This window comes from Pseudomonas sp. PGPPP1, assembly GCF_002255865.1.
GTDB classification, from domain to species: domain Bacteria; phylum Pseudomonadota; class Gammaproteobacteria; order Pseudomonadales; family Pseudomonadaceae; genus Aquipseudomonas; species Aquipseudomonas cremoris.
The window spans coordinates 232,715-257,323 of record NZ_NKIG01000003.1 but is presented as its reverse complement, the minus strand read 5'-3'; the positions used below and the strand labels follow the sequence as shown (position 1 = coordinate 257,323).

The window sequence follows — 24,609 nt, the reverse complement described above, 5'->3', positions numbered from 1 at the left end:
AAGTGATGGGCGCAATCGCGCACTTCCCTGGCACGGTTGACCACATTCTCTCCGAGTACACTCGCGTCACCACCGAAGGTGGCCGCCTGTCCGACGTCCTGAGCGGTTATATCGACCCGGACGACGGCATCGCGCCGCCTGCTGCCGAAGTACCGCCGCCTGTCGATGCCAAGGCCGCGAAAGCGGACGATGACTCCGACGACGACGATGCTGAAGCCAGCAGCGATGACGAAGAAGAAGTCGAAAGCGGTCCAGACCCGATCATCGCTGCCCAGCGTTTCGGCGCGGTTTCCGATCAAATGGAAATCACCCGCAAGGCATTGAAGAAGCACGGTCGCGCCAACAAGCAGGCAATTGCCGAGCTGCTGGCCCTGGCTGAGCTGTTCATGCCGATCAAGCTGGTACCGAAGCAATTCGAAGGCCTGGTTGAACGCGTTCGTAGCGCCCTTGAGCGTCTGCGTGCACAAGAGCGTGCAATCATGCAGCTCTGTGTCCGTGATGCGCGCATGCCGCGTGCCGACTTCCTGCGCCAGTTCCCGGGCAACGAAGTTGACGAAAGCTGGTCCGATGCCCTGGCCAAAGGCAAGGCGAAATACGCCGAAGCCATTGGTCGCCTGCAGCCGGATATCATCCGTTGCCAGCAGAAGTTGACTGCACTTGAGACCGAAACCGGTCTGACGATTGCCGAGATCAAGGACATCAACCGTCGCATGTCGATCGGTGAGGCCAAGGCCCGCCGCGCGAAGAAAGAGATGGTTGAAGCGAACTTGCGTCTGGTGATCTCCATCGCCAAGAAGTACACCAACCGTGGCCTGCAATTCCTCGACCTGATCCAGGAAGGCAACATCGGCTTGATGAAGGCTGTGGACAAGTTCGAATACCGTCGCGGCTACAAGTTCTCGACTTATGCCACCTGGTGGATCCGTCAGGCGATCACTCGCTCGATCGCCGACCAGGCCCGCACCATCCGTATTCCGGTGCACATGATCGAGACGATCAACAAGCTCAACCGTATTTCCCGGCAGATGTTGCAGGAAATGGGTCGCGAACCGACCCCGGAAGAGCTGGGTGAACGCATGGAAATGCCTGAGGATAAAATCCGCAAGGTATTGAAGATCGCTAAAGAGCCGATCTCCATGGAAACCCCGATCGGTGATGACGAAGACTCCCATCTGGGTGACTTCATCGAAGACTCGACCATGCAGTCGCCAATCGATGTTGCTACCGTTGAGAGCCTCAAGGAAGCGACTCGCGACGTACTGTCCGGCCTCACTGCCCGTGAAGCCAAGGTGCTGCGCATGCGTTTCGGCATCGACATGAATACCGACCACACCCTTGAGGAAGTCGGTAAGCAGTTTGACGTGACCCGTGAGCGGATCCGTCAGATCGAAGCCAAGGCGCTGCGCAAGCTGCGCCACCCGACGCGAAGCGAGCATCTGCGCTCCTTCCTCGACGAGTGATAACAGAACCCCCGGCCCAGGCCGGGGGTTTTGCTTTTTATCGGTTCCTTTCTATCGGTAAACCGCTGCGCAACACCCCTCCCCCGCAATGCCCGTCTACACTCGAAACATTCCCCGTGCCATAACGAGACCGTTATGCCCAGATTGCCGACCGTGTTACTGCTGTCGCTGCTGACCTGGACCGCAACGGCTGGCGCGTTGACTCTTACCGACGATGAGCGTGGCTGGCTGGCGGACCATCAGGAGCTGAAACTGGGGGTGGACGCCTCGTGGCCACCTTTCGAATACCGTGATGAAAAAGGCCACTACCAGGGCCTGGCCGCTGACTATGTGCGACTGATCCAGGAACGCCTGGGCGTTCAAATCAAACTGATCGAGCCAGCCAGCTGGAGCGCCGTGCTCGAGCAGGCCAGGAACAACCAGCTCGACCTGCTGCCGGGCATCATGTCCACACCCGAGCGCCAGAGCTATATGGCGTTCACACGGCCCTATCTGGACTTTCCTATCGTGATCCTTGCCCATGAGGGTGGCGCCAAGCCGCACAACCTCAAGGATCTCTACGGGCTGAAAATTGCCGTGGTCGAAAATTACGCCCCCCATGAATTACTGCGAACCCACCACCCCGACCTCAACCTGGTGGCTATGCCGAATGTCAGCTCGACGCTGCAAGCATTGGCCACCGACGAAGTCGATGCCGTGGTCGGCGACCTGGCATCCAGCGTGTGGAGCCTGCGCCAACTCAAACTCGATGGTTTATATGTGAGTGGCGAAACGCCCTACCGCTACCAATTGGCGATGGGCGTGCCCCGCGACAACAAAATGCTGGTGGGCATCCTGGATAAAGTCCTGGCCGACCTGAGCCCAGAAGAAACCGACGCCATCCAGCAACACTGGGTAGGCAGCTTCACCGATCACCGCGCGTTCTGGACCGACCTGCTGACCTACGGCCTGCCCGCGGTACTGCTGCTGAGTACCGTGTTAGCCATCGTGATCCGGATCAATCGCCGCCTCAGCTCGGAAATTTCCCGCAGGGTCGCGCTGGAACAGGAACTGCGTAGCAGCGAATACCACTATCGCGGCCTGGTGGAGAGCCTGTCCGCGATTGCCTGGGAGGCCAACGTCACCGACTTCACCTACAGCTACGTATCACCCCATGCCGAGGAACTGCTGGGGTATCCCCGCGCCCATTGGTTGATTCCAGGGTTCTGGCGCAACATTATCCATCCCGCCGACCTCACGCGCACCGAAGCCTATTGCTTTCGCGAGACCCGCGCCAATCGAGACCACAGCGTCGACTACCGGGTGATCACGGCCGACGGCCGCTGCCTGTGGGTACGGGACATCGTCAGCCTGATCGAGCATGGCCATGAACCCGTGCTGCGCGGCTTGATGATCGACATCAGCGAGGCCAAGCGCACGGAAGAAGCGTTGCAACTGTCCGAGCAGAAGTTTGCCTCGGTGTTCCAACAATGCCCGGACATCCTGGTGATCGCCCGGCTGTCGGATGGCTGCCTGCTGGAAGTGAACAAGGCCTTCGAAGACCAGATCGGGCTCACCGCCGCAGACGTGGTCGGCAAAACCGCCACCGAGCTGAATATCTGGGGCGTTCAAGGCGTCGGCCCCGACCTGTTGCAACGGGTGCAGACCACCAGCATTCGCAACCTGGAGATGCCATTCCTGCGCAGCAATGGCCAGGCTTTTACTGGCCTGATCTCCGCCGAGCCGTTCCAGCTCGACACCACTGAAGCCTTGGTAGTCGTGGTGCGCGACATCACCCAGCTCAAGGAAACCCAGCAGCTGCTGCAAACCTCAGAAGAAAAATTCGCCAAAGCCTTCCATGCGTCCCCTGACGGGCTGCTGCTCAGCCGCCAGCGTGATGGCCTGTTGATTGAAGTGAATGATGGCTTCAGCCGCATTACCGGCTTCACCAGCGCGACATCCCTCGACCAATCAACCCTGGATCTGGGCATATGGGTCGACCTCAACGAACGCAAGCACATGCTGGAACTGATGCAGCGTGATGGCTTTGTCCGCGACTTCATCTGCCATATTCGTCGTGCCGACGGCATGGTTCGCCTGTGCGAACTGTCCAGTCGCCCGCTGCCGATTGGCGATGAAGACTGCATGCTCACCATCGCCCGTGACATCACCGAACGGCAACTCATGCAGGAAAAACTGCAACAGGCCGCCACCGTGTTCGAGAGCACTGCCGAAGGTGTACTGATCACCGACACCCGGCAAAACATCAGTGCTGTTAACCGCGCCTTCAGCGAGATCACCGGCTACAGCGAAGCCGAGGCCCTTGGCCAAACGCCGCGCCTGCTCGCCTCGGGCCTGCACGACAGCGCCTTCTATGCGGCGATGTGGCATCAACTGACGGCTCAGGGGCATTGGCAGGGAGAAATCTCCAACCGTCGCAAGAACGGCGAGCTGTACCCCAGTTGGTTGACTATCAGCGCGGTGCGCAACCGCGAGCGACTGATCACGCACTTCGTCGCCGTGTTCGCCGACATCTCCAGCCTCAAGCTGGCCCAGGCCCGGCTGGACTATCAAGCGCACCACGACCCGTTGACCGGCCTGCCCAACCGCACGCTGTTCGAAAGCCGGCTGCAAGCCGCACTCAACGGCCAACAGGAAACTGGCAAACAGGGCGCCGTGCTGTTTCTCGACCTCGACCGCTTCAAGCACATCAACGACAGCCTCGGCCACCCGATTGGCGACTTGCTGCTCAAGGACATTGCCGTGCGCCTCAAGGAGCAACTGCGGGACATCGACACGGTGGCGCGCCTGGGCGGCGACGAATTCATCATCTTATTACCCGGCCTGCAACACGCCAGCGACGCTGCGCACCTGGCGAACAAACTGTTGGCCTGCTTCACGCCGCCGTTCCAGGCCGGTGAACATGAGTTCTTTATCAGCGCCAGCATTGGCACCAGCCTGTATCCGCAGGACGGCACCGACGTCGCCACCCTGGTCAAGAACGCCGACGCGGCGATGTACCGCTCCAAGGCCAAGGGCCGCAACCGGGTCGAAAGCTACACCCGCGACCTCACCGCCCAGGCCAACGAGCGCGTGGCCCTGGAACATGAACTGCGCCGCGCTATCGAACGCGACGAGCTCAGCCTGTACTACCAACCCAAGATGAGCCTGACCACACAGGAACTGATCGGCGCCGAAGCGTTGATCCGCTGGCGTCATCCGACCTTTGGCGACGTGCCTCCTGAACACTTCATCGCCCTGGCGGAAGAGAACGGCATGATCCTGCAGATTGGCGATTGGGTACTGGAACAGGCCTGCCGACAAATGAACGCCTGGCAAGGCGCCTTTGATGATTTCGGCACTCTCTCGGTCAACCTCGCGGGCGCGCAACTGCGCCATCCCAACCTGCTGTCGCGCATCGAGCAACTGTTGCACGACTACCACTTGGAGCCCGGTTGCCTGCAACTGGAGATCACCGAGAACTTCATCATGAGCCAGGCCGAGGAAGCGCTGGAGGTCCTGCACCAGCTCAAGCGGCTGGGCGTACAACTGGCCATTGACGATTTCGGCACCGGCTATTCATCCCTCAGTTACCTCAAGCGCTTGCCGCTGGACTTCCTGAAGATCGACCAATCCTTCGTCCGCGGCCTGCCCGACGACCCCCACGACGCCGCCATCGTGCGCGCCATCATCGCCCTGGGCCACAGCATGCAATTCACCATCATTGCCGAAGGCGTAGAGAACCCTGCGCAGCAAGCCTTCCTCGCGGCGGAGGGCTGCGAACAGATGCAAGGCTACATCGTCAGCCTGCCCCTGCCGCCTGAACTCTTTGCCGCTACCTTCCTTCGTATGAGCCTTGAGGATTTTTCGGATAGCACAGCAGAGAAACCATCGCTATAATCCGCGACCTGTTAAGGGCCTATAGCTCAGTTGGTCAGAGCAGAGGACTCATAATCCTTTGGTCCACGGTTCAAGTCCGTGTGGGCCCACCAAACAAGAAAGCCGCGCAATGCGCGGCTTTTGTGTGTCTGGCAGCCTCACTTCGCAAACAACTGCCCAATATCCCTGAACGCCTTGAACTCCAGCGCATTGCCGCACGGGTCAAACAGAAACAACGTCGCCTGCTCCCCCACTTGCCCCTTGAAGCGAATGTGGGGCTCCAGCACGAACTTCGTCTCCCGCGCTTGTAGGCGTTCCGCCAGGGCATGCCAATCGTCCCAACCCAGCACCACACCAAAATGCGGTACGGGCACGTCGTGGCCGTCGACTGCGTTGGTATGCGCCGATTCTTGAGACACGGTCTTCGGGTGTTCGTGAATCACCAACTGGTGGCCGAAGAAGTTGAAGTCGACCCAATGGTCGCTGGAACGGCCCTCCTCCAGTCCGAATACTTCCCCATAGAAGTGCCGCGCAGCGGCCAAGTCGTATACCGGAATGGCGAGGTGAAAAGGCGCAAGTGTCATCAGGTCTAACCTCTAAGAGCATTAAGTGCATCGAGTTTAGCCTTGCCTGATTCGATGAAAAGACGATAGTTTTTGCGCCGAGCTCAAATTATTTCGATCAGTCGAGAAGTCCATGCTCCGCGAATTGAAGACCTTTATCGCCGTAACCCGCCATGGCACGTTCGCGGCAGCGGGCATGCACATCGGGCTGACGCAGTCTGCGGTGAGTGCGCAAATTCGCCAGCTGGAGCAGGCGCTCGGTGTACCGTTGTTCGACCGCACCGGGCGCCAGGCCACGTTGAATGCTGCCGGTGTGCGTGCATTGCCGATGGCCAAGGAGATCGTGGAGACCTTCAACCGCATGGCGGTGCCGGTGGATGCCAATGAGTACCGCGGCGAGCTGAAGGTGGGTGCCATTGGCACCGCCCAGACCGGCCTGCTGCCCCAGGCGCTGGTACGCCTGCGCCAAGCCGCACCGGCGCTGGAGTGCAAGCTGGTGCCGGGCGTGTCCCTTGAATTGTTGAGCCAGGTGGACGCCGGCGAGCTGGACTCGGCGATCATCATTCGCCCGCCTTTTGAGCTGCCCAAGGAGTTGCATGTGCAGGAGGTGCGCAGGGAGCCATTTGTGCTGATCGTGCCGGACTCCCTGGCGGGTGATGACCCGTTGCACTTGCTCAGCACCCAGCCCCATGTGCGCTATGACCGCGCTTCGTTTGGCGGACGGTTGGTCAGTCGCTTCTTGCGCGAACAGAAGCTCGAGGTGCAGGTAGCGCTGGAGTTGGATGAGCTGGAAGCTATCGTCAGGATGGTCGAGTGTGGCCTGGGCGTGTCGCTGATTCCTCAGGCCGGTCTGTGGCTGGAGCGCTCGCCCAAAGTACGAATCATCCCACTGGGCAGCCAGACGTTTTACCGCGAGATCATCCTGCTCAGCCGCTACAGCCAACGCCATTTGCCGGTGCCGCAGCTGTTCGCCCGCTGCCTGCTGGCCGATGCAAGCCTGTAACATGCCGCCCATTGCCGCCCGATCCGGAGTTTCCCTTGCCCGTCCTAGATGAAATCGATCGCCAACTGATCGCCGCCCTGCAGATCAACGCCCGTGAAAGCGTGGCCATGCTTGCGCGGCAGCTCGGCATCGCACGCACCACGGTGACGTCGCGCCTGGCACGCCTGGAAAAAACCCAAGTGATTACCGGATACGGTGTGCGCCTGGGCCAACGGGTCGTCGACGGCGGCTTACAGGCTTATGTGGGCATTACCGTGCAAGCGCGCTCAGGCAAGGAAGTGCTGCGCAAGCTGAGCGCCATGGCGCAGGTCCAGCAATTGTGCGCGGTCAGCGGCGAGTTCGATTACGTAGCCTGGCTGCGTACTGATTCGCCAGAGCAGCTTGATCAACTGCTGGACCAGATCGGCAGCGTCGACGGTGTAGAAAAAACCACCACGTCGATCATCCTCAGCAGCAAATTGGATCGCGGTCAGCCAGTCTGACCACCATCTTCGTCACTTTGACCAAAAACAATTCAATCCGACGACACTTTGCGTCTTATTAACGAACGCTACGCTCCCTAAACTGGCTGCCATCTTTTCCTATACTCAGCGGGTCGTGCCCCGCCGAGTTGCCAGCCAGGTCAGCTATGAACTCATCCAAGAAAAACAATCGCCACCCTGCAGACGGTAAAAAACCCATCACCATCTTTGGCCCGGATTTCCCGTTTGCCTTTGATGACTGGATCGAACACCCGGCAGGTCTGGGCAGTATTCCTACCGCCAATCATGGCGCCGAAGTGGCGATTGTCGGTGCCGGCATCGCGGGCCTGGTGGCCGCCTACGAACTGATGAAATTGGGCCTCAAGCCAGTGGTGTACGAAGCCTCGAAAATGGGCGGTCGCCTGCGCTCGCAGGCGTTTGAAGGCGCCGAAGGCATCATCGCCGAGCTGGGCGGCATGCGTTTCCCGGTGTCGTCCACCGCGTTCTATCACTACGTGGACAAGCTCGGCCTGGAAACCAAACCCTTTCCCAACCCGCTGACCCCGGCCTCGGGCAGCACGGTGATCGACCTCGAAGGCCAGACCCACTACGCGCAAAAGCTTTCCGACCTGCCGGTGCTGTTCCAGGAAGTCGCGGACGCCTGGGCCGACGCCCTGGAGGCCGGCTCGCAGTTCGGCGATATCCAGCAAGCCATTCGCGACCGCGACGTACCGCGCCTCAAGGAACTGTGGAACAAGCTCGTGCCGCTGTGGGACGACCGCACCTTCTATGACTTCGTTGCCACATCCAAGGCGTTCGCCAAGTTGTCGTTCCTGCACCGCGAAGTGTTCGGCCAAGTAGGTTTCGGCACGGGCGGCTGGGACTCGGACTTTCCCAATTCCATGCTGGAAATCTTTCGCGTAGTGATGACCAACTGCGACGACCACCAACACCTCGTAGTCGGTGGCGTGGCGCAGGTCCCCATGGGCATCTGGCGCCATGTGCCGGAGCGTTGCGCCCACTGGCCGGCGGGCACCAGCCTCAGCTCGCTGCACCGCGGTGCGCCACGGGCCGGTGTGAAGCGCATTGCCCACGCCGCCGATGGGCGCTTTGCGGTCACCGACAACTACGGCGATACCCGTGAATACGCCGCCGTGCTGACCACCTGCCAAAGCTGGCTGCTGACCACTCAGATTGAATGCGATGAAACCCTGTTCTCGCAAAAGATGTGGATGGCCCTGGACCGCACGCGCTACATGCAGTCGTCGAAAACCTTCGTGATGGTCGACCGTCCGTTCTGGAAAGACAAAGACCCGGAAACCGGCCGCGACCTGATGAGCATGACCCTCACCGACCGCCTGACCCGGGGCACGTACTTGTTCGATAACGGTGACGACAAGCCGGGGGTAATTTGCCTGTCTTACTCGTGGATGAGCGACGCGCTGAAAATGCTCCCGCAGCCCATCGACAAGCGCGTGAAGCTGGCGCTGGATGCCTTGAAGAAGATCTACCCGAAAGTCGACATCAAAGCGCGCATCATCGGCGACCCGATCACCGTATCGTGGGAAGCCGACCCGCATTTCCTCGGCGCTTTCAAAGGCGCGCTGCCGGGCCACTATCGCTACAACCAGCGTATGTATGCGCACTTCATGCAGAAGGACATGCCCGCTGAACAGCGTGGGATTTTTATCGCGGGTGACGACGTATCCTGGACCCCAGCCTGGGTAGAAGGCGCCGTGCAGACCTCACTGAATGCGGTGTGGGGCATCATGACTCACTTCGGTGGCATCACTCACCCCGAGAACCCAGGCCCCGGCGATGTGTTCGATGAGATCGGCCCGATCGCCCTGGCCGAGTAAGGAGTTGACCATGCGTGTCGCCTTGTACCAATGCCCGCCGCTGCCGCTGGACGTGGCCGGCAACCTCAAGCGCCTGCATCAGTTGGCGCATGAGGCGTCCGATGCCGATGTACTGGTGCTGCCAGAGATGTTCCTCAGCGGCTACAACATTGGTGCCGAGGCCGTTGGCGCGTTGGCCGAGGCGCAGGATGGTCCCTCCGCGCAGGCCATCGCCGAACTGGCGAAAAGCGCTGGCCTGGCGATTGTGTATGGCTACCCGGAGCGTGCCGACGATGGGCAGATCTACAACGCGATTCAGTTGATCGACGCCCACGGCCAGCGCCTGTGCAACTACCGCAAGACTCACCTGTTTGGCGATCTTGACCATTCGATGTTCAGTGCCGGGGGCGATGACTTCCCGCTGGTGGAGCTCAACGGCTGGAAGCTGGGTTTTCTGATCTGCTACGACTTGGAGTTTCCGGAAAACACCCGTCGCCTGGCCCTGGCCGGCGCCGAGCTGATCCTGGTGCCCACGGCCAATATGGTGCCATTCGACTTTGTCGCGGATGTCACCGTGCGGGCGCGGGCCTTCGAAAACCAATGTTACGTGGCCTATGCCAATTACTGCGGGCACGAAGGCGAGATCCAGTATTGCGGGCAGAGCAGCATTGCCGCGCCAAACGGCCAACGCATCGCCCAGGCCGGCCTGGATGAAGCCTTGATTGTCGGTACGCTGCAGCGCCAATCGATCATCGACGCCCGTGCCGCCAACCACTACCTGCAAGACCGGCGCCCCGAACTGTACGCCGCGCTGCACAAGCCCTGAATCCTCGGGTTTGTTAGCATAGGCGCTTCCTACGTTTCGGAAGTGCCCATGCCTGCGCCGGCCCCCTCTCATCACCTTCACCTGACCCTGGCTAATGGCCTGCGAGTTTCCCTGCGCCATGCGCCGCGTTTAAAACGTTGCGCGGCTGCGTTACGGGTAGCTGCCGGTAGCCATGACGTACCGTTGGCCTGGCCAGGCTTGGCGCATTTCCTTGAGCATCTGCTGTTTCTCGGGACCGAACGGTTTCCTACGGGCGAAGGGTTGATGGCCTACGTGCAACGCCAAGGTGGCCAGGTCAATGCCAGCACCCGTGAACGCACCACAGACTTCTTCTTTGAGCTACCGGAGCCGACCTTTGCCGATGGGCTGGAGCGGCTGGCCGATATGCTGACCCACCCGCGCCTGACGCTGGACGACCAACTGCGCGAGCGCGAAGTGCTGCACGCGGAATTTGTCGCCTGGTCTCAAGATGCCAAGGCACAGCAGCAAGTCGCGTTGCTGGAAGGCCTGGCGGCGGGTCATCCATTGCGCGGTTTTCATGCGGGCAACCGCGACAGCCTGCCGGTGGAGCGCGAGGCCTTTCAGCAGGCCCTGCGGGAATTTCATCAGCAGTTTTACCAGAGCGGGCAGATGACCTTGAGCCTCGCCGGCCCGCAGCCGCTGGAAGCACTGGAAGCCTTGGCGCAGCGCTTCAGCGAGGCGCTGACCTCGGGGCCTCTACGCCCACAAGACGCGCCGCCCGCATTGATGCCAGGCCAGGCGCAGGGTTACCAACACCTCGCTGGCAATCACCTGCATCAAGTCATCATCGGCGATGCGCCCCGTGAGGCCTTGGCGTTCCTTTGCACCTGGCTGAACGCCTCGGCACCGGGCGGGCTGCTGGCTGAACTGCAAGCAAGAGACCTGGCCACCTCCGTGCAGGCGAGCGTGGTGTATCACTACGCCGGGCAAGCGGTACTGGATATCGACTTTACCCTCGGTACCCAAGACGAAGCGGCGACACAGATCCAGGCATTGCTGCACGACTGGCTGAGCTTTTTCGCACACAGTGACTGGACTTCACTGCGAGAAGAGTTCGCCCTGCTGGCGACAAGGCAACAACAGATCCAGGGCGCACTGGCGCTGGCTCGTCACGCCAGCGAAAACCTCTCGGAGCCGGCCGTTGCAGCCCTCAAAGCCATGCTCGATGCCCTGCAGCTGCCGCCTTCGCAACACACTTGGCAGCTACCACCGAACAACCCATTCCTGCGCCCGCCGGTGAAGGAAGAACGTGCGGGCCTGATTCGCGGCCAGACCAGCGCTCACCGAGGCTTGCGCACCTTTGCACAGGACCGTTCACGGGGGCGCAAGGAAGTGTCGGCGCTGACCTTCAGCCAAGCGGTGGCCAATGATGGCGATGAAGCTGCGTTGTACCTGCAATGGCGCGGTGCGCCCACCGGGCTGGAAGGTGCTTTGCAAGCGTTGCGCGAGCAGGCGCGCCAGGCGGGCGTTGAAATGTCATTCGAAACCATCGGCCCCGATTGGCGCGTGAGCATGACCGGGCTGCACGAGCCAATGCCGGGGGTGCTGGAAGCGTTGGTGCATAGTTTGAATCAAGCACAGCCGGCGCTCCCGGCTGCAATACCTTTGATCGCCATCCGCGAACTGCTCAAGGCGCTGCCCATTTACTGCACCGAGATTGCGCCCCAAGACAGTGAGGCGTCTTGGGCTAACGCACGCTGGCAAGGCTTGGGGCTGGGTTTCCCCGCCGCCCTTGAAGCGGCGATCAAGACAGCAGCGGCCCGGTTGCCCGGGCAACCCGCGAACCTCGAACATCGGTTTTCCGACTTGGCCGGTCAACGCATCTGGCACGAGGTAAGGACCGATTCCAAGGAGGCCGCCGTGCTGCTGTTTTGCCCCACGCCCAGCCAAATCTTGGCGGATGAGGCTGCGTGGCGACTGCTCGGGCACCTGCTACAGGGGCCGTTCTACCAGCGCCTGCGTGTAGAGTTGCAGATCGGCTACGCCGTGTTCAGTGGTGTCCGACAGATCAATGGGCAAACCGGCCTGCTATTCGGCGTGCAATCCCCCAGCGTGTCCGTGGAAGGGATTATTGGTCACCTGCAAACGTTTATGCAGCAATTGCCAGCGCTGATCCGCCGTAACGTTGACGCAGGCAACCAGGCGCTAGCACAACAGTTCGCCCCACAGACACTTCCTGTCGCCAGCGCTGCCGAGCTGCTTTGGCATGCTCGCTTGGCCGGCCATTCGTCGGCGTATCTGGGCGAGCTTCAACAGCTGATCCAAACCCGCACACAGGACGATGTGCAGCGCGCCGCCCAGCAACTCAACGACGCGACAGGCGGCTGGGTTTGCGTCGCCAACGGCCCGGTCGTCGATGAATCCTGGCAGTCGAGGGGCTGATCATTGCCAACCCTGCAACAGGCTTTTTCCATCGAGACAGCGCTAACTTGAGTAGATCTGAGTATTATTCCTAGGCACACAGCTGAACATCTCCGATTGGAGATGGACTATATGTATTACTTGGTAGTGAAAGTCCCATCCCTTGGTAGGAGTAAGAATATGACCTGGTCCAAACCTGCTTACACTGATCTGCGTATCGGTTTCGAAGTCACCATGTACTTCGCCAGCCGCTGATCCGCTGGGTAATACAACGCCTCGGTACGCCCGGGGCGTTTTTGTTTTGAGCGTTGCTTGATGGAGCTGCCATGTTTGTCCAGATTCTAGGTTCCGCCGCTGGCGGTGGTTTCCCGCAGTGGAACTGCAACTGCGTGAACTGCGCAGGTTTTCGCGACGGCAGCCTGCGCGCCCACGCGCGTACCCAGTCTTCCATCGCGATCTCCGACGATGGCGTGAACTGGGTGCTGTGCAATGCCTCGCCGGATATTCGCGCGCAACTGCAAAGCTTTGCGCCGATGCAGCCGGGCCGCGCGCTGCGTGATACCGGCATCAGCGCGATCATCCTGATGGACAGCCAGATCGACCACACCACCGGCCTGTTGAGCCTGCGCGAAGGTTGCCCGCACCAGGTGTGGTGCACTGACATGGTCCATGAAGACCTCAGCACCGGTTTCCCGCTGTTCACCATGCTCACCCACTGGAACGGCGGCCTGGCATGGAACCGCATTGAGCTGGATACAAGCTTCACCATCCCGGCGTGCCCCAACCTGCGTTTCACCCCGCTGCCGCTGCGCAGCGCCGCACCGCCCTACTCGCCGCACCGCTTCGACCCACACCCCGGCGACAACATCGGCCTGATCGTCGAAGACCTGCGCACCGGCGGCAAACTGTTCTACGCCCCAGGCCTGGGCAAGGTCGATGCGCCGCTGCTGGAGATCATGGCGGGCAGCGATTGCCTGCTGGTGGACGGCACGATGTGGGACGACGATGAAATGCAGCGCCGTGGCGTCGGCACCCGTACCGGCCGTGAAATGGGCCACCTGGCGCAGAACGGCCCCGGCGGCATGCTGGAAGTGCTGGAGCAGTTGCCCGAGCAGCGCAAGGTGCTTATCCACATCAACAACACCAACCCGATCCTCGATGAAGACTCCCCCGAGCGAGCAGAGCTGGTGCGGCGCAATGTCGAAGTGGCTTACGACGGCATGAGCATTGAATTGTAGGAGTGATCGAAATGACTGACACGCCGTTGACCACCGCTGAATTCGAAGCCGCCCTGCGGGCCAAGGGCGCCTTCTACCATATCCATCACCCGTACCACGTGGCGATGTACGAAGGTCGCGCCAGCCGCGAGCAGATCCAGGGCTGGGTTGCCAACCGCTTCTACTACCAGGTGAACATCCCACTCAAAGATGCCGCGATCCTGGCCAACTGCCCGGACCGCGAAATTCGCCGCGAGTGGATCCAGCGTCTGCTCGACCACGATGGCGCACCGGGTGAAGACGGCGGCATCGAAGCCTGGCTGCGCCTGGGGCAGGCCGTCGGCCTCGACCCAGACCAACTGCGCTCCCAGGAACTGGTACTGCCCGGCGTGCGTTTTGCGGTGGATGCCTACGTCAACTTCGCCCGTCGCGCCAGCTGGCAGGAAGCCGCCAGCAGCTCGCTGACCGAGCTGTTCGCGCCGCAGATCCACCAGTCGCGCCTCGACAGCTGGCCGCAGCATTACCCGTGGATCGACCCTACCGGCTACGAGTATTTCCGCACTCGCCTGGGCCAGGCCCGCCGCGATGTAGAGCACGGTTTGGCGATCACGCTGCAGCACTACACCACTCGCGAAGGCCAGGAGCGCATGCTGGAAATTCTCCAGTTCAAACTGGATATTTTGTGGAGCATGCTGGATGCCATGAGCATGGCCTACGAACTGAAACGCCCGCCGTATCACAGCGTGACCGACCAGCGAGCGTGGCATAAAGGGATCACCCTATGAGCTTTGATCGCAGCAAGAAACCCACATGGCGCCAGGGCTATCGCTACCAGTACGAGCCCGCGCAAAAAGGCCATGTGCTGCTCTACCCCGAAGGCATGATCAAGCTCAACGACAGCGCCGCGCTAATCGGCGGCTTGATCGACGGCGAGCGCGATGTGGCCGCGATCATTGCCGAGCTGGATAAACAATTCCCTGGCGTGCCTGAACTCGGTGATGACATCGAGCAATTCATGGAGGTCGCCCGTGCAGAGCACTGGATTACCCTTGCCTGAGAAACCCGCTATCGGTCTGCCGCTGTGGCTGCTGGCCGAGCTGACCTATCGCTGCCCGCTGCAGTGCCCGTATTGCTCCAATCCGCTGGATTTTGCCGAGCAAGGTAAAGAGCTGAGCACCGAGCAGTGGTTCAAGGTTTTCCGTGAGGCGAGGGAAATGGGCGCCGCGCAGTTGGGCTTTTCCGGCGGCGAACCTTTAGTGCGCCAAGACCTTGCCGAACTGATCGCCGAGGCCCGCAAGCTGGGGTTCTATACCAACCTGATCACCTCCGGCATCGGCCTGACCGAACAGAAAATCAGCGACTTCAAGAAGGCCGGCCTGGATCACATCCAGATCAGCTTCCAGGCCAGCGACGAACAGGTGAACAACCTGCTGGCCGGCTCGAAAAAAGCCTTTGCGCAAAAGTTGGAAATGGCCCGTGCAGTGAAAGCTCATGGCTATCCGATGGTGCTGAACTTCGTGACCCATCGGCACAACATCGACAAGATCGACCGCATCATCGAGTTGTGTATTGCATTGGAGGCGGACTTTGTCGAGCTCGCCACCTGCCAGTTCTACGGCTGGGCGCAGCTCAATCGCGTGGGGTTGTTGCCGACCCAAGAGCAACTGGTGCGCGCCGAACGCATCACCAATGAATACCGCGCCAAGCTCGAAGCCGAAGGCCACCCGTGCAAGCTGATCTTCGTCACCCCGGACTACTACGAAGAGCGCCCAAAAGCCTGCATGAACGGCTGGGGCAGTATCTTTCTGACGGTCACACCGGACGGCACCGCCCTGCCCTGTCATGGCGCCCGACAGATGCCGGTGCAATTTCCCAACGTGCGCGACCACAGCATGCAGCACATCTGGTACGACTCGTTTGGCTTCAACCGCTTTCGCGGCTACGACTGGATGCCTGAGCCGTGCCGTTCATGCGATGAAAAGGAAAAGGACTTCGGCGGATGCCGTTGCCAAGCGTTCATGCTGACGGGGGATGCAAGCAATGCCGACCCGGTGTGCAGCAAGTCCGAGCAGCACAGCATCATCCTTCAAGCGCGGGAAGAAGCCGAACACGCCACCCAGACCATCGAGCAGTTGGCCTTTCGCAACGAGCGCAATTCACGGCTCATTGCAAAAGGCTAACCACCTTAGCGCTTGGCGATGATGTACACCGCGTGCACGATGCCAGGGATGTAGCCGCACAGAGTCAGCAGGATATTCAGCCAGAACGCGCCGGCGAAGCCCACTTGCAGGAACACACCCAGTGGCGGCAACAGAATGGCGATGATGATACGAATGAAATCCATGGGATCAGCTCCAAAAAATCGGCTCGTGTGAGCCGTGTAGCTAATCGACCTTGGGCGTTCGCGAGGGTTCAGTGGAATCTGGCGTTGGGCCACTGTCAGGCCAGAATTTCCAAACCATGCTTTTGCACGATGCTGAGTAGTTTGAGGGCCATGCCGCTGGGGCGTTTCTCGCCGGATTCCCACTTTTTCACTGTGGAGGCGCTGGTGTTCAGGTAGCGGGCAAAAACAGGTTGGCTGACGTGGCTGTTTTCGCGTAGTTCTTTAATTTTTTCTGCCGGGATTTGTTCCGGCACAGCGGATAAGCATGCTTCGTCATATTCACGAAGGGTGGTCTTAGTGATGGCGCCGATAGCGTAAAGCGCTTCAGCAGAATGGTGAATGGACTCAAACACCTCACTTTTATACTTCTTGGTCATGATGTATCTCCACAAACTCCCTGAGATCCAGCATCCGCTGAATCTGCTCTTCGTTAAAACTTTCATAAGTCGTAGCCACCGACCGAAGCCAAATCAGTTCGCTCTGACTGATATTGCTTTGGTCTTGCTTGGCGAACAGCAATTGATATATCCAGTAATGCCGGCCCTTAGCCAATACGATGGAACGATGTCTATTCTGGTTGAGGCGCTTTTTCCAAACACCTCCTCCCAGATTATCTGCCTGCCCCTTCAGCAATTGGCCAAACGCCTCCCTTAATTGCGAATCACAAATCCAGGCCTTGCTGGCTGCATCAGCAAATTTCCGGGTCTTGAACAACCTGAGCTTCATGGATATCCCTTCCAGTAAACATACCACCCAGTGGTACAGATTAGAAATGGAGCACGCCGCAAAGCTCCACACCCATCGGCAGTCCTTGCCGACGCCCGCTAAAAAGCCACTGTTTTCACAAACGCTCAATCAACATTTTCAATCCAAAAATGACACGCCCAAAAAAACGCCCCCAGCCAAAAGAATCAGGCCGGAGGCGCCGCGTAGACCGCGAGACGGTTCAGGAAATAAGGTTTAAACAGCAATGCCCTTGCGGCATTGCAGTTGTGCGGTGCGCACGCGAGAGAAGGCACGCGCCAGGCGTAGGAGCATTTCGTCGATATTGCTTTTGCTCACCGTCAGCGCCGGCGTGAAGCGCAGGCAGTTGGTTTGCGGGGCATTGAGGATAAGGCCTTCGTGCAGCGCCGCTTTTACCACCGCATCGGCAGAGTCATCCGACAACGTCAGGCCCCAGATCAGGCCTTGGCCGCGCAATTGGCCATGGTCGTAACGGTACGCCAGACGGGCGAGACCTTCGGCCAGGTAGAGACCCGATTCACGCACATGCTCAAGAAAGCCGTGCTCCAGGACGCTATCGATCACCGCCAGCCCGGCCGACGCCATCAGCGCATTACCGTGGTGGGTACCTTCCAGCTCGCCCACTTCAAAACAGCAGGCTTTGCCGCGTGCCAGCAGCGCCGCCAGCGGCACGCCGCCGCCGAGGCCTTTGCCGAGGGTGATGATGTCGGCGCGTACGCCATATTGCTGTTCGGCAAGCAAGGTGCCGCAACGGCCAATGCCGGTTTGGACTTCGTCGAGGATCAGCAGGATGCCCAGTTCACGGCACAGCCGTTCCACACCTTTGAGGTAGTGCTCGGTCGCCGGGATAACGCCGGCTTCGCCCTGGATCGGTTCGAGCAGGATGGCGACGGTTTGCGCATCGACTGCGGCGTGCAGGGCTGGCAGATCATTGAAGGGCACGTGGCTGAAGCCCGGCAATTGCGGTTCAAAACGATTTTGCGGACCGCCCGCCGACGCAGACATCGCCGCAAAACTGCGGCCATGGCAACCCGCGCTGGCGCTGATGATGCGGTGGGCCCCACCGCGATGCAGTTGGCCCCATTTTCGCGCCAGCTTGATCGCCGCCTCAACAGCTTCCGCGCCACTGTTGAGCAGGTAGGCCTGATCGCTGCCGGTGCGATGGCATAGGCGCTCGGCAAGGTTGAGTTGGGCACGGTTATGCAGGCCGTTGCCTGGGTTGATCAGCGCATGAGTCTGGTCGGTCAAGGCTTTGATCAACACCTGCGGGCTGTGGCCGAGGCTGTTGGCAGCGTTGCCCTGGCTGAAATCCAGGTAGGCACGGTCGTCGCTGTCCCATAACCAGGAACCCTGGCCGCGTACGAAGACTTGAGCGGGCCGCGCCACTGTGGTCATCAGCGAGTCGCTCGATGCATCGTCGCGTGACTCATCCAGAATCAGGTCATCCAGGCTTGGTGCCGGGCGGCGCATATTGAACAGATTCACAGCTCACCTCCAATAGCAACCGGACCTTGGTCGGTGCGACAGGCCGAGGCTGCCTTGAGGTTTTTTGCCTTGCCTATGTAAACGCTATCAAGATAAACGCTGTTCATTGCCCGATCCGGCCCTGTAAGCCCTGCGAATAGGCGCTAGACTAGGCGTCTCGGGGGCCGTCGGCCATTTCGATTTTCCAGCTTTTTCGATAAGTAAGCCTTATGGATTTCAAGCAACTGCGTTATTTCGTCGCGGTGTATGAGGAAGGCCACGTCGGCCGTGCCGCAGAGCGTCTATCGATCTCTCAACCCGCACTGTCACAGCAGATTCGCCAACTGGAGCAGAACCTGGACGTCAGCCTGTTCGAACGCAGCAGCAAACGCCTGCTGCCCACGCTGGCGGCTCATACGTTGTACAACCATGCCCTGCCGCTGATCGATGGCATGCAGCAAGCCGTCGAAGCCCTGCGTAACTTCAAGGGCCAGGCCATGCGCACCTTGGCCATCGGCGTGCTGCAAACCGTACACACCAGTCTTGTTCCGCAAATGCTGGAGCGCGTGCGCAAGGCCCAGCCGCATTTGGTGGTGCAGATCTATGAATTGACGGGGCTTGAGATTGAACGGCGCTTGCTTAACGGCTCGCTGGATATCGGTATCAGCTACCTGCCACCACGTCAGCCAGGGCTGCATGGGGTGTTGCTGTACGAAGACGAGTTGAAGGTGGTCATCCCAGAAGACCATCCCCTGCGGGAATTCAAGAAAGTCTCGCTGAAACAAGCGGCGGAGTTGCCAATGTTGCTACTGGGCGAGGAGTTCCAAGTCAGGCAGATCTGGCAAGGCCAGCTGTCCAACCTGGGGCGGCGCCCGCAAGTACAGGCGGAGCTCAATACCATGGTGGGGATTCTCGACAGCCTGCCCCACACCAAGCTGGCGACGGTGCTGCCAGGGCGTTCCCAGGATGAGCACAACAGCAAGGCTCTGCTGTGGAAACCTTTGAGTGAACCGAGGGTGCCGCTGAAAGTAGGCCTGGTGTGTCGCGACGTACAGCGTCAGCAGGCGACGGTGGCGTTGCTGCGCACCTTGCTGGAAGACGTGATGAATGCCCCGCTGACCAGCGCCTGACTTTTTCGCGGGCAAAAGAAAACCCCGCCGAAGCGGGGCTTTGCAGACTGTTTCCCTGACATCCATTTCACTCCGCCGTCCTGGCAGAATCCTACGTGTCCGTGTTGTTGCTTTGCGCTTCCTGCGCGACGTCCATGTGAAGTAGATTATCCGTGGATCCAATTTGGCGATAGAGGACGAATAGCAGCACGTCATGTAAGAGAATGCTTACACGCCCTCCCCCCCCTTAAAACAGTGCTTCATCCAGCAAGAACAGCGATTCGCTACCGGCTTTTACCGACGCACTCAGCGAGTGAATACGTGGCAACAGGCGCGCAAAGTAGAAACGCGCGGTGCCCAACTTGCTGGCGTAGAAGTCTTCTTCGGCTTCTTTACCCAACGCCGCCTTGGCCATACGTGCCCACATGTAGGCGTAGGCCATGTATCCGAATGCATGCAGATACTCCACCGAAGCCGCGCCGATTTCATTCGGGTTGGTCTTGGCGCGGTCCAGCACCCAGGCAGTCAGTTCATCCAGGTTATCCACCGCCGCACCCAGCGGTTTGGTGAACTCGGCCAGTTCAGCACCCGACGCTGCAATGAAACTACGGATCTCATCGGCAAACAGGGTGTAGAACGCACCGCCACTGCCAACAATCTTGCGCCCCATCAGGTCCAGCGCCTGGATGCCGTTGGTGCCTTCGTAGATCTGGGTGATGCGCACGTCACGCACCAGTTGTTCCTGGCCCCACTCGCGAATGTAACCGTGGCCGCCAAACACTTGCTGGCCGAGCACAGTGGTTTCCAGCCCCAGGTCGCTCAAGAACGCCTTGGCCACCGGCGTCAGCAGCGCCACCAGGTTATCCGCACGCTCACGGGCAGCGGCATCGTCGCTGAACTTGGCGATATCCAGTTGAGTGGCCACGTAAGTGGAGAACGCACGGCCACCTTCGTTGGCCGCTTTCATGGTCAGCAGCATACGGCGCACGTCCGGGTGCACGATGATCGGGTCGGCGACTTTGTCCTTCGCCTGGGCACCCAGCGGGGAGCGGCTTTGCAGACGGTCACGCGCATATTCAATAGCGTTCTGGTACGACCGCTCACCCGATGCCAAGCCCTGGATACCCACGCCCAGACGCTCGTAGTTCATCATGGTGAACATTGCCGCCAGGCCACGATTTGGCTCACCCACCAGGTAGCCCACCGCCCCATCGAAGTTCATCACACAGGTCGCCGAAGCCTGGATACCCATTTTGTGTTCGATGGAGCCGCAGCTCACCAAGTTGCGCGCGCCCAGGCTGCCATCGGCATTGACCATGAACTTGGGCACCAGGAACAGCGAAATACCCTTGGGACCCGCCGGTGCATCCGGCAGCTTGGCCAGCACCAGGTGGATGATGTTTTCGGTAAGGTCGTGTTCACCGCCGGTGATAAAGATCTTGGTGCCGCTGATCGTGTAGGAGCCGTCCGCCTGGGGCTCGGCCTTGGTCCGAATAATCCCCAGGTCAGTCCCGGCATGCGCCTCGGTCAGGCACATGGAGCCGGCCCACTCACCGGAATACATCTTCGGCAAGTACGTGGCCTTGAGCTCTTCACTGGCGTGCGTGTTGATCGACACGCACGCGCCGGATGTCAGCATCGGGTACAGGCCAAAGGCCAGGCTTGAGGAGTTGATCATCTCCTCGACCTGGGCCGAGACTGCCTTGGGCATGCCCATGCCGCCAAATACCGGATCGCCGCCTACACCTACCCAGCCACCTTCGGCGTAGGTTTTGTAGGCCTGTGGATAACCCTGCGGGGTAAACACGGCAGTGTCTTCCCAGCGGCAACCCTGTTCATCGCCAGCGCGACTGATCGGGGCGATGGACTTGGCGGTGACCTTGCCGGCTTCTTCGAGGATGGCCTCTACGGTTTCGGCGTCAACGGTGTCTGCCAATGCCGGCAATTGGGCCCAAGTCGTGGCGACCTCAAACACTTCATTGAGGACGAAGCGCATATCACGCAGCGGCGCTTTGTAATCAGCCATGGCAAACCTCGTGAGAACGTGAAAAGTAATTCGATAAGGGTCGGTTTTACAGGCTCCGAGTGTACCCGAACAACTTTTCAGACACATAGGGTCCACTTGTGACTGATTGGTATTTTTAGGTCACTAGAGGGCAAATGCCTCCGCAGGCAGACTCATCAGGCATTCGCTGCCCGCTTCTACCGCAGCCCGGTGCGTAGCAGTACGTGGCAGCAAGCGCTTGAAGTAGAAGTCGCAGGTGGCCAGCTTGGCCTTGGCGAAATCAGCATCCTGATGCCCCAAGGCGGCGATTGCCATGCGCAGCCACAGGTAGGCGAGCACCACATAACCGCTGTACATCAAGTAATCCACCGCCGCGGCGCCCACCTCATCGGGGTTCTTCATCGCTGCCATGCCGACTTTGGTGGTCAACTCGCCCCACTCCTGGTTCAGTTGATTGAGTTGCGCCACATAGGCCTTGAGCTGTGCGTGCTCGGCATTCGCGGCACAGAACTTATGCACAATCTTGGTAAACCCGCGCAGCAGTTTGCCCTGGCTGCCCAGCACCTTGCGGCCCAGCAGGTCGAGGGCCTGGATGCCGTTGGTGCCTTCATAGATCGGCGCAATCCGCGCATCACGTGCCAACTGCTCCATGCCCCATTCACGAATGTAACCGTGGCCGCCGAAGATCTGCATGCCGTGGTTGGTCACCTCAAGGCCCGTGTCGGTCATGAACGCTTTGCAGATGGGCGTGAGGAACGCCAGCAGGTCTTCGGCGTCCTGGCGTTGGGTGGCATCGCCGCTCAAATGCGCCGTGTCGAGCAACTGCGCAGTGAAGTAAGTCAGTGCGCGGTTGCCCTCGTTGAAGGCCTTCATGGTCAGCAGCATACGCCGCACGTCGGGGTGCACGATGATCGGGTCAGCCGCTTTGTCCGGGGCTTTGGCGCCAGTCAGCGAGCGCATCTGCAGGCGGTCATTGGCGTATTTGATCGCGCCCTGGAAGCTCGCCTCACCGTTGCACAGACCCTGCATGCCCGTGCCCAGGCGCGCGTGATTCATCATGGTGAACATGCAGTTGAGACCTTTGTTCGCCTCACCAATAAGAAAGCCCTTGGCGCCATCAAAATTCAGCACGCAGGTCGCGGAGGCCTTGATGCCCATCTTGTGCTCGATAGAGCCGCAGTGCACCGCATTGCGCTCGCCAGAATCGGCGTGGAACTTGGGCACGATAAACAGCGAAATGCCCTTGGTGCCCGCCGGTGCATCCGGCAGCTTGGCCAGCACCAAATGGATGATATTGGCGCTCATGTCATGCTCACCGGCCGAGATGAAAATCTTGCTGCCAGTAACCGCATAACTGCCGTCCCCCTGGGGCACGGCGCGGGTCTTGATCAGGCCCAGGTCGGTGCCGCAATGGGCCTCGGTGAGGCACATGGTGCCGGTCCACTCGCCCGCGGTGAGTTTGCTCAGGAACGTGTCTTTTTGCTCATCGGTGCCGTGGGCGTGGATCGCCGACATGGCGCCGTGGGTAAGCCCTGGATACATGCCCCAAGAAGTGTTGCTGGAACCGATCATCTCGCTGAGTACCAGGCCCAGAGATTGTGGCAAGCCTTGGCCACCATAGGCCGGGTCGGCTGCCACGCCGTGCCAGCCACCTTCCACGTACTGGGCGAAGGCTTCCTTGAAGCCCTTGGGCGTGGTCACCACGCCATTGTCGAAGTGACAGCCTTCTTCATCACCGCTGCGGTTGAGCGGTGCGAGCACGTTTTCGCAGAATTTGGCGCCTTCTTCGAGGATCGCACTGACCATGTCCGGGCTGGCGTCGGTCGCGCCCAGCGCGGCGTAATGGCCGTGAAAATCAAACACGTTGTCGATCAGAAAGCGCATGTCGCGCAGGGGAGCTTTGTAGTCAGGCATGGCAATGTCTCCGGCAGCAGATGGTTTCAACCTACTGCCGGCAACGAGTCCGGACAATCACTGTAGCGCTGCTGAATACAGCGCCATTACTCAGCCAGCAGCACTCTCCGTACGCACCGCACCACGCCGGGTTTGCCCCGCCGCAATCACGCAGTTACGTCCCGCGCCCTTGGCGGCGTACAGCGCTTGGTCGGCGGACTTGAGCACTTCTTCGGGGGTTCGCTGCTCAGCTTGGCGCTCGGCCACGCCGATGCTGACGGTCACCGAGACACTCGACGCGCCGCTGCCCGCGCGGCGCTGACGCCCCTGATGATCGTCCTGGGGGCGGTCCGGGTTACGTAGCTTGATGTCGTAATTGGCGATGATCTCGCGGATCTCCTCCAGGTGCGGCATGCATTCATCCAGGCTCTTGCCGGCAAACACCACCGCAAACTCTTCGCCGCCATAGCGGTAGGCGCGCCCGCCGCCGTTGACCTTGGACAGCTTGCTTGCCACCAGGCGCAGCACTTGGTCGCCGACGTCGTGGCCATGGGTGTCGTTGAAGCGCTTGAAGTGGTCCACGTCGGTCATGGCCAGCACGTAGTTGCGCCCCAGCCGCTGCATGCGCTCGTTCAGCGCACGCCGCCCGGGCAAACCAGTCAGTTCGTCACGGAAGGCCATTTGATACGCCTCGTGGGCCACGCCGGCCGCGATCATCAGCATCACCTGGCTGCACATGATGTTGAGGGTAAACGGCAGGATGAAAGTTTGCGGCAACATCCAGAACATCCCCAGCAACCCCACCAACTGAGCCGCGTGCAGTGGGCGTGGCTGGTACCAATACTGCGCCGCCAGGGTCAGGAAGCCGATCAGGAACATTGGGTACGACAACTGGATCAGGCTCATCCAACTGCCATGCAGCGCCGGCCAGCGGATCTCTGCCAACCAATTCAGCAACGCCTGGGGATAACTTTGCTCCAGGGCCAGTGCCACGCTTCCTACCGCAAACAACACCGCGCAACGTGCGACGAAGTCACGGAACAGGTGGGTCTTTTCCTGCCACATCCCGTAGATGCTAAACAGCAGCGGCAGCAGCAAGCAGCACAGATGGAACACTACCGCCGCGTCTTCGCGCACTCGGCCGTTGTCGCGGTAATAGTCGGTTTGCGTGTCGAGCAGGAAATAGGCGATGTACACGGTGATCATCAGGAACAGTTCGCGCTGACGGCGGTACACCGCGCAATACGAGCCGCCGAGCAACAGCACCAGGGTCGGCAACACATTGAACAGTGAGGTGAAGAAGACGTTGAGATCCTTGACGTACGCAGCCGAGAGCCCGGCCAGCAAGAGCAGCAACGAAGGGAGAAAATGGCTGAAGCGTAAAGCGGACACGCGTGACAAGG

General features: G+C 60.2%; 21 protein-coding genes and 1 tRNA gene. 14 read left to right on the top strand and 8 right to left on the bottom strand.

The features are described 5' to 3' along the window. The 3 genes from rpoD to CFE47_RS07560 all read left to right on the top strand — a co-directional run. Positions 1-1,460, top strand: a 1,460-nt coding sequence (gene rpoD / locus CFE47_RS07570; protein WP_286836144.1) for an RNA polymerase sigma factor RpoD, incomplete at its 5' end; no start/stop codon positions are given. 135 nt (positions 1,461-1,595) lie between these two features. Continuing rightward, the gene (locus tag CFE47_RS07565) at positions 1,596-5,339 is read left to right on the top strand and encodes an EAL domain-containing protein (RefSeq protein WP_286836143.1); all 3,744 of its coding nucleotides are present in this window, start codon (positions 1,596-1,598) and stop codon (positions 5,337-5,339) included. A gap of 15 nt (positions 5,340-5,354) precedes the next feature. Continuing rightward, positions 5,355-5,431: transfer RNA gene (locus CFE47_RS07560), tRNA-Ile, on the top strand. 45 nt (positions 5,432-5,476) lie between these two features. Here CFE47_RS07560 and CFE47_RS07555 read toward each other — a convergent pair. Beyond that, positions 5,477-5,902, bottom strand: a complete 426-nt coding sequence (locus CFE47_RS07555; RefSeq protein WP_286836142.1) for a VOC family protein — start codon at positions 5,900-5,902, stop codon at positions 5,477-5,479. Positions 5,903-6,014: 112 nt separating this feature from the next. Between CFE47_RS07555 and CFE47_RS07550 the strand changes: the two genes are divergently transcribed. The 10 genes from CFE47_RS07550 (at position 6,015) to pqqE (ending at position 15,788) form a co-directional block, all read left to right on the top strand. Further along, positions 6,015-6,884, top strand: coding sequence for a LysR family transcriptional regulator (locus CFE47_RS07550; RefSeq protein ID WP_286836141.1), 870 nt, complete (start codon positions 6,015-6,017; stop codon positions 6,882-6,884). A 35-nt stretch (positions 6,885-6,919) separates the two neighbouring features. After that, a complete protein-coding gene (locus CFE47_RS07545; protein WP_286836140.1) occupies positions 6,920-7,366 on the top strand; it encodes an Lrp/AsnC family transcriptional regulator in 447 nt (148 codons plus the stop codon). Positions 7,367-7,512: 146 nt separating this feature from the next. Beyond that, entirely contained in the window at positions 7,513-9,204 is a 1,692-nt protein-coding gene (locus CFE47_RS07540; protein WP_286836139.1) for a flavin monoamine oxidase family protein, read from the top strand. A gap of 10 nt (positions 9,205-9,214) precedes the next feature. Next, complete coding sequence (locus CFE47_RS07535; RefSeq protein WP_286836138.1) at positions 9,215-10,009, top strand: carbon-nitrogen hydrolase family protein; 795 nt, start codon at positions 9,215-9,217, stop codon at positions 10,007-10,009. Between the two features lie 48 nt (positions 10,010-10,057). After that, positions 10,058-12,412 carry a pyrroloquinoline quinone biosynthesis protein PqqF gene (pqqF, locus tag CFE47_RS07530; protein WP_286836137.1) on the top strand — a complete coding sequence of 785 codons (2,355 nt, stop codon included), beginning with the start codon at positions 10,058-10,060 and terminating at the stop codon, positions 12,410-12,412. 159 nt (positions 12,413-12,571) lie between these two features. Next, a complete protein-coding gene (gene pqqA / locus CFE47_RS07525) occupies positions 12,572-12,646 on the top strand; it encodes a pyrroloquinoline quinone precursor peptide PqqA (RefSeq protein WP_003194766.1) in 75 nt (24 codons plus the stop codon). A 71-nt stretch (positions 12,647-12,717) separates the two neighbouring features. Next, on the top strand, positions 12,718-13,629 hold the full coding sequence (gene pqqB / locus CFE47_RS07520) for a pyrroloquinoline quinone biosynthesis protein PqqB (protein WP_185709262.1): 912 nt from the start codon (positions 12,718-12,720) through the stop codon (positions 13,627-13,629). An 11-nt stretch (positions 13,630-13,640) separates the two neighbouring features. Further along, positions 13,641-14,393, top strand: coding sequence for a pyrroloquinoline-quinone synthase PqqC (pqqC, locus tag CFE47_RS07515; RefSeq protein ID WP_185709261.1), 753 nt, complete (start codon positions 13,641-13,643; stop codon positions 14,391-14,393). Continuing rightward, positions 14,390-14,665: a pyrroloquinoline quinone biosynthesis peptide chaperone PqqD gene (gene pqqD, locus CFE47_RS07510; RefSeq protein WP_003194772.1), complete on the top strand. Its 276-nt coding sequence runs from the start codon at positions 14,390-14,392 to the stop codon at positions 14,663-14,665. The genes pqqC and pqqD overlap by 4 nt, the downstream gene beginning before the upstream one ends. Next, positions 14,658-15,788, top strand: a complete 1,131-nt coding sequence (gene pqqE / locus CFE47_RS07505) for a pyrroloquinoline quinone biosynthesis protein PqqE (protein WP_502695453.1) — start codon at positions 14,658-14,660, stop codon at positions 15,786-15,788. The genes pqqD and pqqE overlap by 8 nt, the downstream gene beginning before the upstream one ends. Positions 15,789-15,793: 5 nt before the next feature. Here the strand turns inward: pqqE and CFE47_RS07500 are convergent, their stop codons facing one another. The 4 genes from CFE47_RS07500 to CFE47_RS07485 form a co-directional block, all read right to left on the bottom strand. Continuing rightward, positions 15,794-15,952 (bottom strand): YqaE/Pmp3 family membrane protein, encoded by a 159-nt coding sequence (locus CFE47_RS07500; protein WP_007904205.1) that lies wholly within the window; start codon positions 15,950-15,952, stop codon positions 15,794-15,796. Positions 15,953-16,047: 95 nt separating this feature from the next. Next, positions 16,048-16,368, bottom strand: a complete 321-nt coding sequence (locus tag CFE47_RS07495) for a helix-turn-helix domain-containing protein (RefSeq protein ID WP_286836135.1) — start codon at positions 16,366-16,368, stop codon at positions 16,048-16,050. Next, positions 16,352-16,717 carry a type II toxin-antitoxin system RelE/ParE family toxin gene (locus CFE47_RS07490; protein ID WP_286836134.1) on the bottom strand — a complete coding sequence of 122 codons (366 nt, stop codon included), beginning with the start codon at positions 16,715-16,717 and terminating at the stop codon, positions 16,352-16,354. Before CFE47_RS07490 ends, CFE47_RS07495 begins: the two co-directional genes overlap by 17 nt. A gap of 234 nt (positions 16,718-16,951) precedes the next feature. Continuing rightward, entirely contained in the window at positions 16,952-18,220 is a 1,269-nt protein-coding gene (locus CFE47_RS07485; RefSeq protein ID WP_286836133.1) for an aspartate aminotransferase family protein, read from the bottom strand. Positions 18,221-18,429: 209 nt separating this feature from the next. On the opposite strand from CFE47_RS07485, the gene CFE47_RS07480 reads away from it, so the two are divergent. Beyond that, complete coding sequence (locus CFE47_RS07480) at positions 18,430-19,329, top strand: LysR family transcriptional regulator (protein ID WP_286836132.1); 900 nt, start codon at positions 18,430-18,432, stop codon at positions 19,327-19,329. Positions 19,330-19,555: 226 nt separating this feature from the next. Here the strand turns inward: CFE47_RS07480 and CFE47_RS07475 are convergent, their stop codons facing one another. The 3 genes from CFE47_RS07475 to CFE47_RS07465 form a co-directional block, all read right to left on the bottom strand. Further along, a complete protein-coding gene (locus CFE47_RS07475) occupies positions 19,556-21,334 on the bottom strand; it encodes an acyl-CoA dehydrogenase C-terminal domain-containing protein (protein WP_286836131.1) in 1,779 nt (592 codons plus the stop codon). A 123-nt stretch (positions 21,335-21,457) separates the two neighbouring features. Continuing rightward, positions 21,458-23,227, bottom strand: a complete 1,770-nt coding sequence (locus CFE47_RS07470; RefSeq protein WP_286836130.1) for an acyl-CoA dehydrogenase C-terminal domain-containing protein — start codon at positions 23,225-23,227, stop codon at positions 21,458-21,460. A 90-nt stretch (positions 23,228-23,317) separates the two neighbouring features. Next, positions 23,318-24,607 carry a GGDEF domain-containing protein gene (locus CFE47_RS07465; RefSeq protein WP_286836129.1) on the bottom strand — a complete coding sequence of 430 codons (1,290 nt, stop codon included), beginning with the start codon at positions 24,605-24,607 and terminating at the stop codon, positions 23,318-23,320. Positions 24,608-24,609 lie beyond the last annotated feature (2 nt).

Bases quoted from the DNA above. Each gene is read 5' to 3' on its own strand.
- CFE47_RS07565 (WP_286836143.1), top strand. From the start codon at position 1,596: ATGCCCAGATTGCCGACCGTGTTACTGCTGTCGCTGCTGACCTGGACC.
- CFE47_RS07555 (WP_286836142.1), bottom strand. From the start codon at position 5,902: ATGACACTTGCGCCTTTTCACCTCGCCATTCCGGTATACGACTTGGCC.
- CFE47_RS07550 (WP_286836141.1), top strand. From the start codon at position 6,015: ATGCTCCGCGAATTGAAGACCTTTATCGCCGTAACCCGCCATGGCACG.
- CFE47_RS07540 (WP_286836139.1), top strand. From the start codon at position 7,513: ATGAACTCATCCAAGAAAAACAATCGCCACCCTGCAGACGGTAAAAAA.
- CFE47_RS07535 (WP_286836138.1), top strand. From the start codon at position 9,215: ATGCGTGTCGCCTTGTACCAATGCCCGCCGCTGCCGCTGGACGTGGCC.
- pqqF (WP_286836137.1), top strand. From the start codon at position 10,058: ATGCCTGCGCCGGCCCCCTCTCATCACCTTCACCTGACCCTGGCTAAT.
- pqqB (WP_185709262.1), top strand. From the start codon at position 12,718: ATGTTTGTCCAGATTCTAGGTTCCGCCGCTGGCGGTGGTTTCCCGCAG.
- pqqC (WP_185709261.1), top strand. From the start codon at position 13,641: ATGACTGACACGCCGTTGACCACCGCTGAATTCGAAGCCGCCCTGCGG.
- pqqD (WP_003194772.1), top strand. From the start codon at position 14,390: ATGAGCTTTGATCGCAGCAAGAAACCCACATGGCGCCAGGGCTATCGC.
- CFE47_RS07500 (WP_007904205.1), bottom strand. From the start codon at position 15,952: ATGGATTTCATTCGTATCATCATCGCCATTCTGTTGCCGCCACTGGGT.
- CFE47_RS07495 (WP_286836135.1), bottom strand. From the start codon at position 16,368: ATGACCAAGAAGTATAAAAGTGAGGTGTTTGAGTCCATTCACCATTCT.
- CFE47_RS07490 (WP_286836134.1), bottom strand. From the start codon at position 16,717: ATGAAGCTCAGGTTGTTCAAGACCCGGAAATTTGCTGATGCAGCCAGC.
- CFE47_RS07480 (WP_286836132.1), top strand. From the start codon at position 18,430: ATGGATTTCAAGCAACTGCGTTATTTCGTCGCGGTGTATGAGGAAGGC.
- CFE47_RS07475 (WP_286836131.1), bottom strand. From the start codon at position 21,334: ATGGCTGATTACAAAGCGCCGCTGCGTGATATGCGCTTCGTCCTCAAT.
- CFE47_RS07470 (WP_286836130.1), bottom strand. From the start codon at position 23,227: ATGCCTGACTACAAAGCTCCCCTGCGCGACATGCGCTTTCTGATCGAC.